The sequence below is a fragment of the Staphylococcus sp. 8AQ genome (assembly GCF_902506595.1).
Lineage (GTDB): Bacteria > Bacillota > Bacilli > Staphylococcales > Staphylococcaceae > Staphylococcus > Staphylococcus pasteuri.
This window is the reverse complement of record NZ_LR733871.1, coordinates 2,417,846-2,432,348: the sequence shown is the minus strand read 5'-3', so window position 1 is coordinate 2,432,348 and position 14,503 is coordinate 2,417,846. Positions and strand designations below refer to the sequence as shown.

Below are 14,503 nucleotides of genomic sequence, written 5' to 3'. Positions count from 1 at the left end.
ATAAGGGGCGATAATCATGGCAGAAATTACAGTAGTAGAAAATCAATCAGAATTATACAACGTGATTAACCAAAAGAAATCTGAAGGCTATTTAGAAAGTGAATTAGCAGTTATTAGTCGTTCAAAATTACATTTAGATGATTTACACGATTCTCAAATTAGTTTAATTGCTACAAGCGGTTCATTTAGTGACCGTATGTCTAGATTACTTATTGGTGAAGACGGCGAACACGCTGTGCTTACAAGATATAATCTAAGTGATGACGAAATCGAAAGTCATAAACAAGACATTTTGGACGGTAAATTTTTAGTTATTGCTAATCGTGACCGTTCTTCTCATAATGAAGTTGAAGAACATAATGCAGCATATGAAGAAATTGACATTACACATTATGCTTCTGAATCAAAAGGACCAAAATCATAATTTGCTAATGTTAAAACGATGCTAAGCATGGCACTATAACTGATACGCAATGTCGTTACAGTTATAGTGTTTTTTTATAAATATTTTCATACACATTCATCTTTCCGTACCAGGTACAAAGTTATGATATAATTTACAAAATATATTTTCGGGGGTGTCATAATGGAATTTAAAACAATAACGTCTGCTAACGATCCATATTTCAACGAAGCAATACAAATTTACGATTCAAAATTAGACATCAGCCTCACAGAAGACAGTCATATTTTCAAACAATCACTTGAAAATAATAAAACTGAAAAAGATTATGCATTTATTGTTGGTGTTGAAAATGATGAAGTTGTTAGTATGGCTAGTGCACATTACGAAGCAACAACAAATTCTGCTTTCCTCATTTATCTCATCACTAAGAACAAAGATAACCATGATGAGGTAATGTCTAAAACATTAGAAAAAATTGAAGAACAACTAAATGTTCTATCTAATGAAATTCATGATAGAGACATCAACTTTATAATGATGGAAGTCCCTAAGGAACCTTTGACGACGGATGAAGAAACAAATAAAGTACTTGAACGTCGCAGACAATTTTTATATGAACATCAATTCGAAAAACAAACCGAAATTGATTATATTCATCCAAATTATACTAATGATGAAGATCCCAAAGAAATTGACTTGTTTATCAAAGCTAACATTCTTTTATCAAAAGATATTTATGGCACAAGTGTTAAGTCTAACTACATTCTTAAATATGTCTTCGCCAACCGTATTTCAAGAGATATAATATATCCTTTACTTGAGCAAATGAAATTAAGAAGCCCTCTGTAACAAAACTTGAAATTAACTATAAATAACGGTAAACTATCATATGAGGTAAGACTGAGGTTTCACTAACCGTAGACAACCGTCAGTATACATAAACCATAATATGAAAGGACTTTATTAATGTTAACTAAAGAATTCGCACAACGCGTCGAGCTAAGTGAAAAACAAGTCCGTAAAATCGTCCAACATTTAGAAGAACGTGGCTATCAACTTAGTAAGACTGAATATCGTGGACGTGAAGCAACTGATTTTAAAGAAGAAGATATCGAATTATTTAAAGATATTGCTGATAAAGTAAAGCAAACTAATAGCTATGATTTAGCATTTGAAGAATTAGAAAAGGAAAAAGATTTCCTTCAAGTCTTAGTAAAAGAAGATAATAGTCAATTGCCAACTGATCAAAATATCTCACAATTGGTAGAAGACTTACGTAGTGAAATTCAAAAAATGCGTGAAGAACGTCAAATGTTAGGCCAAATGATTAGTCAAGTTCATCATCAACAACAAGAATTGAAAGAACTACAAAGCCAAATTACTTCTAAAATAGATGCTAACACTGAATCATTAAAAGCGATTCAAACTACACAAGATGCAATACAATCAACACAACAATCTCATACTAAAAAGTTAGATGAGCAACAAGCTATTGCTTCTGAATCAAAACAAAGCAATAATGATGTTGTGAATAGTACTTCAAGCCAAAGTACTTCATCATCACAATCAACGTCACTTTCCTCAAGTGAAAATAATTCAGAGCAAAATAAAACGATTGCATCTACATCGGCATCAACGACTCATGACACTAACAGCTTGAGCACTTCTAATAGTGTTGATAATAAAAAAGAAAGTACATCATTAAGTACTTCAGAACAATCAACTCAAGCACAATCTACATCTCATTCAACATCTACATCTGAAGTATCTAATACTAATAAAAACCATGTTGAATCACAATCTTCTCCTCTAGCTCATCAAGAGCCTAAAGAAGAGAAAAAAGGATTTTTCGCTAGATTATTTAACTTATAATAAAAAAGAAAAGTGTTAGGACAAAGTTGTAATTGTCCTAACACTTTTTTAATTTTATTTAAAAATATTAAGCCATTGATTCATTATCTTTTCAGGGCTAAATAATCCTACAACATTATTTCTTGCGTTTTCACCAAGTCGATTCGCTAAATCTTTATTATTAATAATTTCTAAAACTTTTTCAGCCATACTTTCAATATCTTTATTTTCAGTCAAATATCCATTTTCGCCGTCTTTTATAAAATCAGATGGACCATATTTAATATCAAAAGCTACTACTGGTTTTCTTTGTAACATTGCCTCGGCAATACTCAAACCTTGAGATTCCACTTGAGAAGTTGAAACAACACAACCAAATTTTTTAATCTTCTTCAAAGGTTCATTTGTATAACCAAGCAACTTAACATTATGCTGTAACTGCTTTTCCTTGATCATCCGTTCCAAATTACCTTTTTCTGGTCCATCCCCGTATATATGAAATTCTATGCTATTATCTTTTGATATTACTTTTTCAGCGACTTCCAATAGATAATTTAGACCCTTTGTTGCTACTAACCTAGAGACTTGTCCTACAACCTTATGGTGTTTATTATTTAAATCATCCTTTTGAATATCTATAAAGTTACTAATCACATATAAGTTTTTGATGTCATATTCTTTAATAATGTCTTTCTTTTGTCCTTCTGTTAACACAATGACACCGTCTATCAAACCTGCTTTTTTCAATATATAATCTTCATGTTTCTTTTTAGCACCGCTATTATCAAAGTTTTTATGATGGTTAGTGTGAATAACCGAGAATTTTTTGGCCTTTTTATGCTTAGTATTTAACATTTTAGGAAAGCTACCTGGACCATCACAAATCATAATACTATTCTTATCGTCTTTGACTAGCCTTTCTAAAAAATAACTACAAAATTCAACATTATTACTAAATTGCTTTTTCTCATTAATTAAATAGGTATTACCAATCACACCATTTTTAGCGCTAATCTGTCTATATAAATATAAGTAAGTTTGATTATCATAAAATTGTTCAGCAACCAGTTTATTATCTTTATTAAATACATCAACTTTATGTATTTTGTTATTAAATAAATATACTCGTTTTAATCGTGTATTATTTTCAAATACATCGATAACGCTTTGTTGGCGATTTATCTTTCGTTTATAAGCTATATATTTACCACTTTTATTATTAAAATATCTTGATATATTTTTATTTTGTTTTATCTCCACAGTACCTTTTAACATTTTTGCAAATTCTTTATATGGATGACTATTTTTCTTTCTTATTAATTTGTTAGATTTCTTTTTAAAATAGATAAATGGATTAAACATTTCCGTTCTTTTATCCCTTTTATTTGAAGATACTAAACTTTTAAGAATGCTATCATAATGTACTTTATAATCAAAAGTAACTATATGTCCTTTGATTTTATGATCAAAAAAGTACTTACTTCTTGTAAGCATAGCTGTCGTCATGCCGCCTTTATTAACATCTAACTCATGCACTATCATATATGCTTGCTTCATTGATGACCTCCTTGCTGTCATTGCTTAATGCACTTCACTTCTAACTATCAAATAAATGTCTAACCAATCGTTCACTTGACCTGCCATCTTGATATTTAAAATGTTTATTTAAAAAAGGTTCTACTTTATATTGATCAAAGTCTTCATTATTAAGCGAATCCATTAACGCTTCAAATGTTTGCACTATTTTACCAGGTACAAACGTTTCATAACTTTCATAAAAATCTCGTGTCGTAATATAATCTTCTAAATCAAATGCATAAAATAACATCGGTTTTTTAAATACTGCAAATTCATATATTAATGAAGAGTAATCACTAATCAAAATATCCGTAATAAATAACAAGTCATTTACTTCTCTTAATTCAGATATATCCAAGAAATACTTTTTAAATTTATTCGGAATTTTCAATTTATTTTTAACAAATGGATGCATTTTAAATAAAACTATGGCATTGTTATCTTCGCAATATTTAGCCAACCTTTGGAAATCAATTTTAAAGAACGGATAGTGTGCAGTATGATGTCCGCTTCCTCGAAATGTTGGTGCAAATAATATCACTTTTTTTCCTTTAATATTAGGTATTACTGTTTCCATTTTATTGATAATTTTAGTTTTATATTCTTCATCAAATAATATATCTGTTCTAGGTACTCCAGTAGGTATTACATTTTGTTCTTTTATCCCAAATGCTTCTGCATAATACGGAATATCATTTTCCGAAGAAACATATGCTTTAGTATAATTTCTATGATTAAGAGAATTAAAGAATGGCCCACCCTTTTTTCCTGTTCTACTAAACCCTACTGTCTTAAAGGCCCCAACTGCGTGCCAAACTTGTATAATCTCTTGTGACTTGCGAAATTTAACTTTATAAAGCATAGGGTGATAATCATCAACGAAAATATAATCTGCTTTTCCTAATAAATATGGGAATTTAAATTTATCTATAAACTTTCTTCTTTCTGTAATATGGGGTTTGAATAACGCATGAATATCGTATTTTTGGTCTAAATTAGCTTTAATCATTTCATCATATATGAATTTGAAATTGCCAGACATATTTGACCTTGAATCCGAAGTAAATAATACTGTTTTACCCTTTCGAAGATGGAAAAACTTAGTAACATAAAATATTGATTTGAAGATACTATCTCGAATGTTATATGCATAACTTCTATATTTAAGTCTCATCTCTTTATACATTTCTATTAACATACTATTTCTCTTTCTCGGCACCTTATACATTACATTTAATACAAGTTCGTTTACTTCACTTGAAATTTCGGGTTTAACTGTATAAACAGTCGTATTAGAGCTACCACCTTTATGGAATTCTTTCATTAATCTTTCAAGTAAAAAGTTCATTTTTGCGTTTGAGGTTTCCAGAGCTTCATACGAGACTAACTCTGTCTCATCAAGCTGTTCATAAAATTGATTAATGACTTCTTGATTCATAGTAGCAATATGTTCTTCTTGTTGTTTATTAACTAGTAGGTACTGTCCTGAAGATAAATAATAGCCATTATCAAGAATAGCCACATTAAATCGACAAATAAATCTGTTTTCATTAATTTCAACTTGATTAGCTTTTAATTCTTTTGTTTCTGTTAAGTTTCTTAAAACAAACTCACTCTTTTCAATATTTAAATTATCTACATGTCCTTCTATAAATAACTGCACTCTTTCCCAGTAAATATTATCTATATATAGTTTTGTCTTGATCAATATGAGCATCCTTTCGTATTACATAATCCATTTCAAAACTGTTTTTCCCCATGAATTAGATAAATCTGATTCAAAAGCGTTGATAACATCATTAATAGTACGAATTTCAAACTGTTCGCCTTTTAATAATGCTAACTTGTCAATAATGTCAGGGTGTTTTTCATAAAGATTAACTACATTTTTAAAGTCTTCAGCACCACTTCGACTACTACCTATAACGGTCAGCCCTTTTTCTAAAATAAGTCTAGTATTGATTTCAACTGGCATTTCACTAACACCTAATAAAGAAATACTTCCTTCTGGTGTAATTAAATTAATGATTTGGTTGATTGCATCTTGGCTACCTTTACCTCCAACACATTCAAACCCATGATCTATGTCTAAATCATCGGCTATATTATCTATGTGGTATAGACCATTCACGAAAGAAAAATGACTTAATTTATAATCTGTTTTTCCAAAAACATATATTTGTGCTTCTGGATATAATTTTCTAAGTAGAAGTGCGGTAATATAACCTAAATTGCCATCTCCCCATACGCCAAACGACGATTTATGACCAGTTGCCTTTTGTTCAAAACGATCAATCGCATGCAAACTAACAGTAACTAATTCCGTGTATGACAATATACTTAAGTCGCTACCTTCTGGCAGAGGTACAACTCTATCATGTTTTAATAAATTGAAATCTTGCATAAATCCATCATAGCCACTCGATTTAAATTGACTGGTTGGTAAATAGTTTTCTGAAATGAAATCACTATTTTCTATTGGCGTATTGGGAACCATGACTACTTTAGTACCTATTTTAAAGATACCTTTACTATCGAATACAACTTCACCTACCCCTTCATGAATTAAAGACATAGGCAACTTCTTTTTTAACGTTTGTTTATCTCTATTACCTGTATAATATCGTTGATCTGCAGCGCAAATGGATAAATATTGAGGACGAACTATAACATAATCACTAAAAATATCGACACTATCGTATGAAACTTCAAATTGTCTTGGAGAAGTAAGGCGATAAATTTGATTAATCATGATGGATGTCACCTTTGATAATAGCGTTAGCTACTTGTAAGTCATATGGCGTCGTTACTTTAATATTGAATGTTTCTCCTCTAACTAGTTTGACTGTCTGATTATTTTCAACGATAATTTTGCAAGCATCCGTCAATACTTCTTTTTGTTTCTCATTTAATCGGTTGTAACTTTCTTTCAATAATTTGATTTTAAAAGACTGCGGGGTCTGTCCTTGGTACATATGACTTCTTATTGGAATAGAAGTGACGCTGTCTTGATTTTCAGCAACGACAATAGTATCAATAGCTTCAATAACAGTGTCTACAGCACCATATTTAATAGCACCGTCAATATTTTCTTTGATTATTCGATATGTTAAAAAAGGCCTCACAGCATCGTGAGTGACTATAATATCGTCTTCTTCTATAGGTTTATATTTTTCAATATGTTCAACAATATTCATAATCGTTTCATTTCTATCTTTACCGCCTGCAATGACATCAATTCTTGAATCTGAAATATTATATTTTTTCAATGTATCAATCGTATGAGATAGCCATTTTGACGGTGTAGCAATGATGATTTTTTCAAATTCGTTTAACAAAATGAATTTCTCAATTGTATGTATTAAAATCGGTTTATTATCTAAATCTAAAAATTGCTTAGGTAAAGGAACATTCCCCATTCTTGAACCTATTCCACCAGCAAGTATTCCAGCATATTTCATTTATCAACTCTCCTTTTAATCGTAACAAGGATATCATTTTAAAATTATTATATAACATATTTAATATATAACATAACAAACTAAGTTGTCTATCTCTATATTAGCGAAGTGATTCATAATGAATACGGCTTTTTATAATGACTAAAAATATGTTGATAAATAAAACTAAATCTACAAATTTATGTTTTATTTTTAATTCTGAGTATTCCTATAATATTTACAATCATACCCTTGATTTATAAAAATAACAGTTATATTCTTAATACATAACTTTTATAAAAAATGAATTGTTAAGGGAGTGTTGATTTTGGTTCCATTTTTAACAGTGGTTAATGTTATTGTGCTTATTGCCTTTATTGTCATGTTAAATGTCATGGCTAGAAAGCATATATCATTTCCTAAACGTGTGTTTACAGCATTAGCTATAGGCATCATTTTAGGCATCGCAATGCACCTCATTTATGGTGTGGACTCAAAAGTAATCGAAACTACAAGCGATTGGTTTAGTATCGTAGGTGACGGATATGTCGCATTACTACAAATGATTGTTATGCCGCTTATCTTTATTTCAATCGTTTCAGCATTTAGTAAAATTCAAATTGGGGATAAATTCGCTAAAATTGGTAGCTACATTTTTATGTTCCTCATCGGAACTGTTGCAATAGCTGCATTAGTAGGTATTGGATATGCTTTATTATTCGGTTTAGATGCATCTTCAATTGATTTAGGTAGTGCAGAACATTCACGTGGTAGTGAAATTTCAAAAGAAGCTAAAAACTTAACTGCACACACATTACCTCAACAAATATTAGAATTATTACCAAGCAATCCTTTCTTAGATTTTACTGGTCAAAGAACTACGTCTACGATTGCCGTAGTAATATTCGCTTCATTTGTAGGATTCGCCTATTTACGTGTAGCTCGTAAAGAACCTAATCATGGTGATGTACTTAAACGTGGTATAGAAGCCATTTATTCAGTTGTCATGGCTATTGTTACTTTCGTATTAAGATTGACACCATATGGTATCTTAGCCATTATGACATCAACGATTGCGACAAGTGACTTTGCTGCTATATGGACTTTAGGTAAATTTATGATTGCATCTTATGCAGCACTAATTACGATGTATATCATTCACTTAATCATTTTATCTATCCTTGGTATTAATCCAATAAAATATATGAAGAAAACATTCGAAGTGCTAGTGTTTGCCTTCACATCACGTTCAAGTGCTGGTGCGTTACCATTAAATATCCAAACACAAACAACACGTCTTGGTGTTCCTGAAGGTATCGCAAACTTCTCAGCAACATTCGGTTTATCAATTGGACAAAATGGATGTGCGGGTATCTACCCTGCTATGCTTGCAATTATGGTTGCACCAGTAGCTCATGTAGATATCGACTTACAGTTCATCGTGACATTAGTAGCAGTTGTTATCATAAGTTCATTTGGTGTTGCAGGTGTAGGTGGCGGTGCGACATTCGCTTCTATCTTAGTTTTATCAACTCTAAACTTACCTGTAGCTTTAGCCGGGGTTTTAATTTCTATAGAACCACTTATGGACATGGGTCGTACTGCACTTAACGTCAACGATTCTATTTTAGCCGGTACTGGTACCGCAAAACTCACTAAAAATTGGGACAAAAAATCATTTGAATCTAATGAATACGGTGAATTAACAACGAATTAAATTTCAGATTAAAAAAGGGAGAATGCCTATTGTAGTGGCATTCTCCCTTTTTATGTTCATGTGTTTATTATTTTTTAATTAATCCTGCATTATTTAATTGATTCAACATGTCTAATCTTGTTTTATTTCCCATAAATGATTCAATTTGTTCTGACCATGTTTCGCTTCTTTCACCATTGGTACGTTCTTTATAATAATTACTAATTGTTTGATCATAATCTTGTAGTTCACTAATTTGTTTGTCTTTATCTGAATTATATTTGTTTCTATGGAAGACATGTTCTAAAGGTAAGCGGGGTTTCGCTGCACCATTTTCATTATTAGCTGGTTCACCAACAGCCATTCCAAATAGAGGGAAGGTATATTCAGGTAAGTCTAAAATCTCACGTACTCGTCCAACATCGTTACGTAATGAACCTAAATAAACCATACCATACCCCATATCTTCAGCTGCGACTGCAATGTTTTCTGCAACAAGTGCAACATCAATAGAACCTACTAATAAACCTTCAGCTGATTCAAATGAAATTTCCATATTTGATTCTGCTTTTTCATTAACTAAATTATGACGATAATAATCTAAAACAAATACAAATAAAAATCCATTTTCAACAACATACGGTTGTCCTGATACTTCTTTCAAATCTTCTTTAATTTTAGGGTCATCAACACCAATGATTGAATATGCTTGTAAAAAACTAGATGTTGATGCGCTTTGACCTGCTTCAACCAATTTCTCTACTATTTCTTGGCTTAATGGTGTTGTTTTAAAACGACGCACCGAATGATGCTTTTTCATTAACTCATATACATAATCTGACATTATAGTTCCACTCCTATATATTCGAAAAATAAAATTCCCGTAATTTATCTTTAATTATTGTATACCCTTTTCAATTAGATTTTAAATGAGTTGCACTCACTAAAATGATAGTCTTACAATGATTAAATCGTGTTTTATGAAAGTTATGATTTAACATGTTAGTATCGAGGTATAGTATGATGTAATAAAATTACACCATATTATCAATCATAAGTATTTAGTTGAGAATGAAGTTATTATTTTAATATTAAAAAGTATCATTATTAATATTAATAATTACTTACTCTATTCTAAATAATAATTTCATTAGATATGCTAAAACACTTACAACATCAATTTTAAAAGTATATATTCATATGTACGAGTTGATGAAGTTGACTATTTAATATCTAGATGTAATAATATTAAACAAGATATTAGAATTATTATAATTAAACAATGATTGTTATCTAATTCTAATAAAACATTCTCAATTAATCAGGAGGAATTTAACTATGTCTTTAATTAATAAAGAAATCTTACCATTCACAGCGCAAGCTTACGATCCAAAGAAAGATGAATTCAAAGAAGTATCTCAAGAAGACTTAAAAGGTTCTTGGAGTGTAGTATGCTTCTATCCTGCAGACTTCTCATTCGTTTGTCCAACTGAATTAGAAGACTTACAAAACCAATATGACAAATTACAAGAATTAGGCGTAAATGTATTCTCAGTTTCTACTGATACTCATTTCGTACACAAAGCTTGGCATGATCATTCAGATGCTATCAGCAAAATCCAATACAATATGATTGGTGACCCTTCTCAAACAATCACTCGTAACTTCGACGTATTAGATGAAGAACTTGGTCTAGCACAACGTGGTACATTCATTATCGACCCTGATGGTGTTGTACAAGCTGCAGAAATAAATGCTGATGGAATCGGCCGTGACGCTAGTACATTAGTTCACAAAATCAAAGCTGCTCAATATGTACGTCAACATCCAGGTGAAGTTTGCCCTGCAAAATGGGAAGAAGGTTCTGAAACTTTACAACCAGGATTAGACTTAGTAGGTAAAATTTAAGGAGGCATTAATTAATTATGCTTAATGCTGATTTAAAACAACAATTACAACAATTACTTGAGCTAATGGAAGGCGACGTTGAATTCGTCGCTAGCCTTGGCTCTGATGATAAATCTAAAGAATTAAAAGAATTATTAGATGAAGTAACAGAGATGTCATCTCACATCACTCTTACTGAAAAAGAATTGAAACGTACACCTAGTTTCTCAGTAAATCGTCCAGGCGAAGAAACTGGTATTACTTTCGCAGGTATTCCTTTAGGTCACGAATTTAACTCACTTGTATTAGCTATTTTACAAGTAAGTGGTCGTCCACCTAAAGAACAACAATCTGTTATTGATCAGATTAAAGGACTTGAAGGTTCATTCCATTTTGAAACCTTTGTAAGTTTAACTTGTCAAAAATGTCCAGATGTTGTTCAAGCATTAAACTTAATGAGTGTAATCAACCCTAACATTACACATACAATGATTGACGGTGCAGTATTCCGTGAAGAATCTGAAAACATCATGGCAGTACCTGCTGTCTTCTTAGATGGAGAAGAGTTTGGTAACGGCCGTATGTCAATTCAAGATATTCTTAACCAATTAGGAAGTACTGCTGACGCATCAGAATTCGAAGGCAAAGACCCTTATGATGTATTAGTTATCGGTGGCGGTCCAGCAAGTGGTAGTGCTGCAATTTATACGGCACGTAAAGGTTTACGCACTGGTATTGTGGCTGACCGCATTGGTGGACAAGTTAATGATACTGCTGGTATTGAAAACTTCATTACTGTTAAAGAAACAACAGGTTCTGAATTTTCATCTCATTTAGCAGACCATATTGCTCAATACGACATTGATACTATGACTGGTATTCGTGCTACTAATATTGAAAAAACAGATAGTGCAATTCGCGTTACGTTAGAAAACGATGCTGTACTAGAAACTAAAACAGCCATCATTTCTACAGGTGCAAGTTGGCGTAAACTTAATATTCCAGGCGAAGATCGTTTACTCAACAAAGGTGTTGCTTTCTGCCCTCACTGTGATGGTCCTTTATTTGAAAACAAAGACGTTGCAGTAATCGGTGGCGGTAACTCAGGTGTTGAAGCAGCGATTGATTTAGCTGGAATTGTTAAGCATGTCACTGTCTTCGAATATTCAGAAGAATTGAAAGCTGACAGTGTACTTCAAAATCGTTTACGTTCATTATCAAATGTTGATATCAAAACTAAAGCAAGAACAACAGAAGTTATTGGTGAAGACCATGTCACTGGTATTAAATACGAAGATATGAACACTGGCGAAGAACAAGTGGTTAATTTAGATGGTATCTTTGTACAAATCGGTTTAGTACCTAACACAGCATGGATATCAGATGCTGTTGAATTAAATGGTCGTGGAGAAGTTGTTATTGATAATAATAACAGCACAAACGTTCCAGGTATCTTTGCCGCTGGTGACGTGACTGATCAGAAAAACAAACAAATCATTATTTCTATGGGTGCAGGCGCAAATGCTGCCCTAAACGCATTCGATTATATTATTAGAAATTAATACCCGCTATAAAACATTTCATTAAAATATATCTTCAAAACAGAATTCCTTAATGGAATTCTGTTTTTTTATTATTATATTCAATAAACATGTTATGATATAAGTAATGAAAAATTTTTATCTTTTAACATCGTTGGGTTTTTACATTATGACGTAAACTGTTTTCTAGTCTAAATCCATCACACATCATATATTTTAAAGGAGCTATTATGAATACCTTAAATCATATTACTAAAGTGAAAATTTATGAAATCCAAACATTTTTAGACATCCCTAGAAAACTTTCACCACTCGAAACCTTACATATTGCTTTTCAACCACACAATGTGAACCTTATTTATAACAATATGGGAAAAGACGAACAAACATACATCGAAAACTTGTTAAAGGATGCTTCATCAACTGTTAACGTTAATGAAGACATAAAGACTACTTGCAAATTAACAGATCAATTAGGATTCTTCTATAAAGAATCTACAGATGAATATATTATAGACCCTATCTATTTAAATAAGGTAAATGAATATGTTTTTACTGGACTCTATGAATATAAAGACTTAGATAATGATAACAAGCAATTGCTAAAAGAATTTAAAAAGCTAGATGAAAAAGTACGCTACAATATAGAACATACTAATTTAAAAGATTATTTAACAACATTAAAAGCAAAAGATATTCAAAACATCTTAAAATTTTACAAATTTAAAAATACTTCAAAATTAAAAAAAGCTGATGCTGTGAAATTAATCAATGATACATTCTTTGAAAATAATGAATTGTTAGAACGTGTATTCAATCAATTTACAAATTCAACATTATTTATATTTCAATCTATATATGAAAACGACAAAAATTATACTTCTAATATAGATATCGCATCGACAATTAATGACGTTCAAGAACTCACTTCACCATCACAGTTATTCAATTATTCATTTATATTCAATTACAATGCACGTTATAATATCGTTTCGATACCATATGACGCATTAGATTTTATAGATAAATATATTCAGTCAACTGGTGGCTTAGAATCGGTTATTGATGACCAAATTGAAAGAATCGGCACTCAAAAAGATAATATATTTGAATCACTAGCAGAACATTCATTAATCTCTGAAATTGAGGATGATTTAACTGGTTGGGATAGTTTAGGCGACTTTGATAGCTTAGCAGATTCTGAAGACAATTTTACTGAAAATGATATCATTGAGGCATTTGAGGAAAATAATCCAGATAATAAAGACGAGTTAGATAACAGTACATTAGAATCAGTTAACATAGAAAATTATATGGATCCAGAAATCCGTCAAAATCTAGTGCAAGAGCAATTGAAGCATTTTAAAAATGATCCTAAAAAACAACATTACGTTACACCTCTAAATATCTATATTGCAATCACAAATCTGTATGGTTATGCTTCTTTAGAGCGTGTGTCCTATTTGATGAAACATCTATATAATAAAGAGATGACTCAAAATGACATCAAAGATGAGATTAAAGATATGGATATTAATCGTTTAGTGACTATTCAAAACGATATGCTATTACATCCTGTCATTCCTTTGTTAACAAATAGTAGTGATATTGATGACCCGTTTAAAGAGTTCTATGTACCAGACAATTTAGATGAACTGCTAACATATGTAAACAATGAATATTATGAACGCAATACCAAACTTAAACAGTTCATTAAATTCATTAGAAATAACATTAAAGCAAATGATGATATTGAAAAAGAAAAAGCCGTACAGTATATACTATTTCATTTAAGAATAGCACCCGATGAAGAACATGCTGTTGAAATGATGAACAATCTTATTAAAGAGGATAAGATTTTACCAGTTCCAGATAAAACATTGAGCAAACAAATAGAAAAAGGTTGGACTCATCTGAGATTATGGAGTACACGTGGTTTTACAGTTCAAGAAATCTTGAATTCCACTAAATAATGAACGTACACAAAATGTTCATAGTTCATTATTTAATCAATGCTTAAACATTCAAATCATTTTTGATACGTGATACGCTATAATATATAATAAATTAAACACAATGAATATTGTACGAATAAAAGGAGTAC

Annotated in this window: 12 protein-coding genes; 7 read left to right on the top strand and 5 right to left on the bottom strand. The window is 31.0% G+C overall.

The genetic code is table 11. From position 1 onward, the window contains the following. Nucleotides 1-16: 16 nt before the first annotated feature. The 3 genes from GVY01_RS11905 (at nucleotide 17) to GVY01_RS11895 (ending at nucleotide 2,278) form a co-directional block, all read left to right on the top strand. The gene (locus GVY01_RS11905) at nucleotides 17-424 is read left to right on the top strand and encodes a general stress protein (RefSeq protein ID WP_017638441.1); all 408 of its coding nucleotides are present in this window, start codon (nucleotides 17-19) and stop codon (nucleotides 422-424) included. A gap of 162 nt (nucleotides 425-586) precedes the next feature. Beyond that, the gene (locus tag GVY01_RS11900; RefSeq protein ID WP_017638442.1) at nucleotides 587-1,255 is read left to right on the top strand and encodes a hypothetical protein; all 669 of its coding nucleotides are present in this window, start codon (nucleotides 587-589) and stop codon (nucleotides 1,253-1,255) included. A 117-nt stretch (nucleotides 1,256-1,372) separates the two neighbouring features. Further along, complete coding sequence (locus tag GVY01_RS11895; RefSeq protein WP_017638443.1) at nucleotides 1,373-2,278, top strand: hypothetical protein; 906 nt, start codon at nucleotides 1,373-1,375, stop codon at nucleotides 2,276-2,278. A gap of 54 nt (nucleotides 2,279-2,332) precedes the next feature. On the opposite strand, the gene GVY01_RS11890 is transcribed toward GVY01_RS11895, so the two are convergent. Genes GVY01_RS11890 through GVY01_RS11875 form a run of 4 tightly spaced genes read right to left on the bottom strand, consistent with a single transcriptional unit; the run spans nucleotide 2,333 to nucleotide 7,296 of the window. After that, nucleotides 2,333-3,814: a glycosyltransferase gene (locus GVY01_RS11890; RefSeq protein WP_017638444.1), complete on the bottom strand. Its 1,482-nt coding sequence runs from the start codon at nucleotides 3,812-3,814 to the stop codon at nucleotides 2,333-2,335. A 40-nt stretch (nucleotides 3,815-3,854) separates the two neighbouring features. Continuing rightward, nucleotides 3,855-5,543, bottom strand: coding sequence for a teichoic acid ribitol-phosphate polymerase TarL (gene tarL, locus GVY01_RS11885; RefSeq protein ID WP_017638445.1), 1,689 nt, complete (start codon nucleotides 5,541-5,543; stop codon nucleotides 3,855-3,857). Nucleotides 5,544-5,561: 18 nt separating this feature from the next. Then, complete coding sequence (locus tag GVY01_RS11880; protein ID WP_017638446.1) at nucleotides 5,562-6,587, bottom strand: zinc-binding dehydrogenase; 1,026 nt, start codon at nucleotides 6,585-6,587, stop codon at nucleotides 5,562-5,564. Continuing rightward, complete coding sequence (locus tag GVY01_RS11875; RefSeq protein ID WP_017638447.1) at nucleotides 6,580-7,296, bottom strand: D-ribitol-5-phosphate cytidylyltransferase; 717 nt, start codon at nucleotides 7,294-7,296, stop codon at nucleotides 6,580-6,582. Before GVY01_RS11875 ends, GVY01_RS11880 begins: the two co-directional genes overlap by 8 nt. A 307-nt stretch (nucleotides 7,297-7,603) precedes the next feature. Between GVY01_RS11875 and GVY01_RS11870 the strand changes: the two genes are divergently transcribed. After that, complete coding sequence (locus GVY01_RS11870; RefSeq protein ID WP_201294212.1) at nucleotides 7,604-8,992, top strand: L-cystine transporter; 1,389 nt, start codon at nucleotides 7,604-7,606, stop codon at nucleotides 8,990-8,992. Between the two features lie 67 nt (nucleotides 8,993-9,059). On the opposite strand, the gene GVY01_RS11865 is transcribed toward GVY01_RS11870, so the two are convergent. Further along, nucleotides 9,060-9,815 carry an NADPH-dependent oxidoreductase gene (locus tag GVY01_RS11865; RefSeq protein ID WP_017638449.1) on the bottom strand — a complete coding sequence of 252 codons (756 nt, stop codon included), beginning with the start codon at nucleotides 9,813-9,815 and terminating at the stop codon, nucleotides 9,060-9,062. 494 nt (nucleotides 9,816-10,309) lie between these two features. On the opposite strand from GVY01_RS11865, the gene ahpC reads away from it, so the two are divergent. From ahpC to GVY01_RS11850, 3 genes are all read left to right on the top strand, one after another. Beyond that, nucleotides 10,310-10,879, top strand: a complete 570-nt coding sequence (gene ahpC / locus GVY01_RS11860) for an alkyl hydroperoxide reductase subunit C (protein ID WP_002451489.1) — start codon at nucleotides 10,310-10,312, stop codon at nucleotides 10,877-10,879. Between the two features lie 17 nt (nucleotides 10,880-10,896). After that, complete coding sequence (ahpF, locus tag GVY01_RS11855; RefSeq protein WP_046467363.1) at nucleotides 10,897-12,420, top strand: alkyl hydroperoxide reductase subunit F; 1,524 nt, start codon at nucleotides 10,897-10,899, stop codon at nucleotides 12,418-12,420. 209 nt (nucleotides 12,421-12,629) lie between these two features. After that, nucleotides 12,630-14,372 (top strand): hypothetical protein, encoded by a 1,743-nt coding sequence (locus GVY01_RS11850; RefSeq protein WP_108017010.1) that lies wholly within the window; start codon nucleotides 12,630-12,632, stop codon nucleotides 14,370-14,372. The last annotated feature ends 131 nt before the right edge of the window (nucleotides 14,373-14,503 follow it).

Excerpts from the sequence above, each read along its gene's own strand:
- GVY01_RS11905 (WP_017638441.1), top strand. The coding sequence starts at position 17 with ATGGCAGAAATTACAGTAGTAGAAAATCAATCAGAATTATACAACGTG.
- GVY01_RS11900 (WP_017638442.1), top strand. The coding sequence starts at position 587 with ATGGAATTTAAAACAATAACGTCTGCTAACGATCCATATTTCAACGAA.
- ahpF (WP_046467363.1), top strand. The coding sequence starts at position 10,897 with ATGCTTAATGCTGATTTAAAACAACAATTACAACAATTACTTGAGCTA.
- GVY01_RS11895 (WP_017638443.1), top strand. The coding sequence starts at position 1,373 with ATGTTAACTAAAGAATTCGCACAACGCGTCGAGCTAAGTGAAAAACAA.
- GVY01_RS11865 (WP_017638449.1), bottom strand. The coding sequence starts at position 9,815 with ATGTCAGATTATGTATATGAGTTAATGAAAAAGCATCATTCGGTGCGT.
- GVY01_RS11850 (WP_108017010.1), top strand. The coding sequence starts at position 12,630 with ATGAATACCTTAAATCATATTACTAAAGTGAAAATTTATGAAATCCAA.
- GVY01_RS11890 (WP_017638444.1), bottom strand. The coding sequence starts at position 3,814 with ATGAAGCAAGCATATATGATAGTGCATGAGTTAGATGTTAATAAAGGC.
- GVY01_RS11880 (WP_017638446.1), bottom strand. The coding sequence starts at position 6,587 with ATGATTAATCAAATTTATCGCCTTACTTCTCCAAGACAATTTGAAGTT.
- ahpC (WP_002451489.1), top strand. The coding sequence starts at position 10,310 with ATGTCTTTAATTAATAAAGAAATCTTACCATTCACAGCGCAAGCTTAC.
- GVY01_RS11875 (WP_017638447.1), bottom strand. The coding sequence starts at position 7,296 with ATGAAATATGCTGGAATACTTGCTGGTGGAATAGGTTCAAGAATGGGG.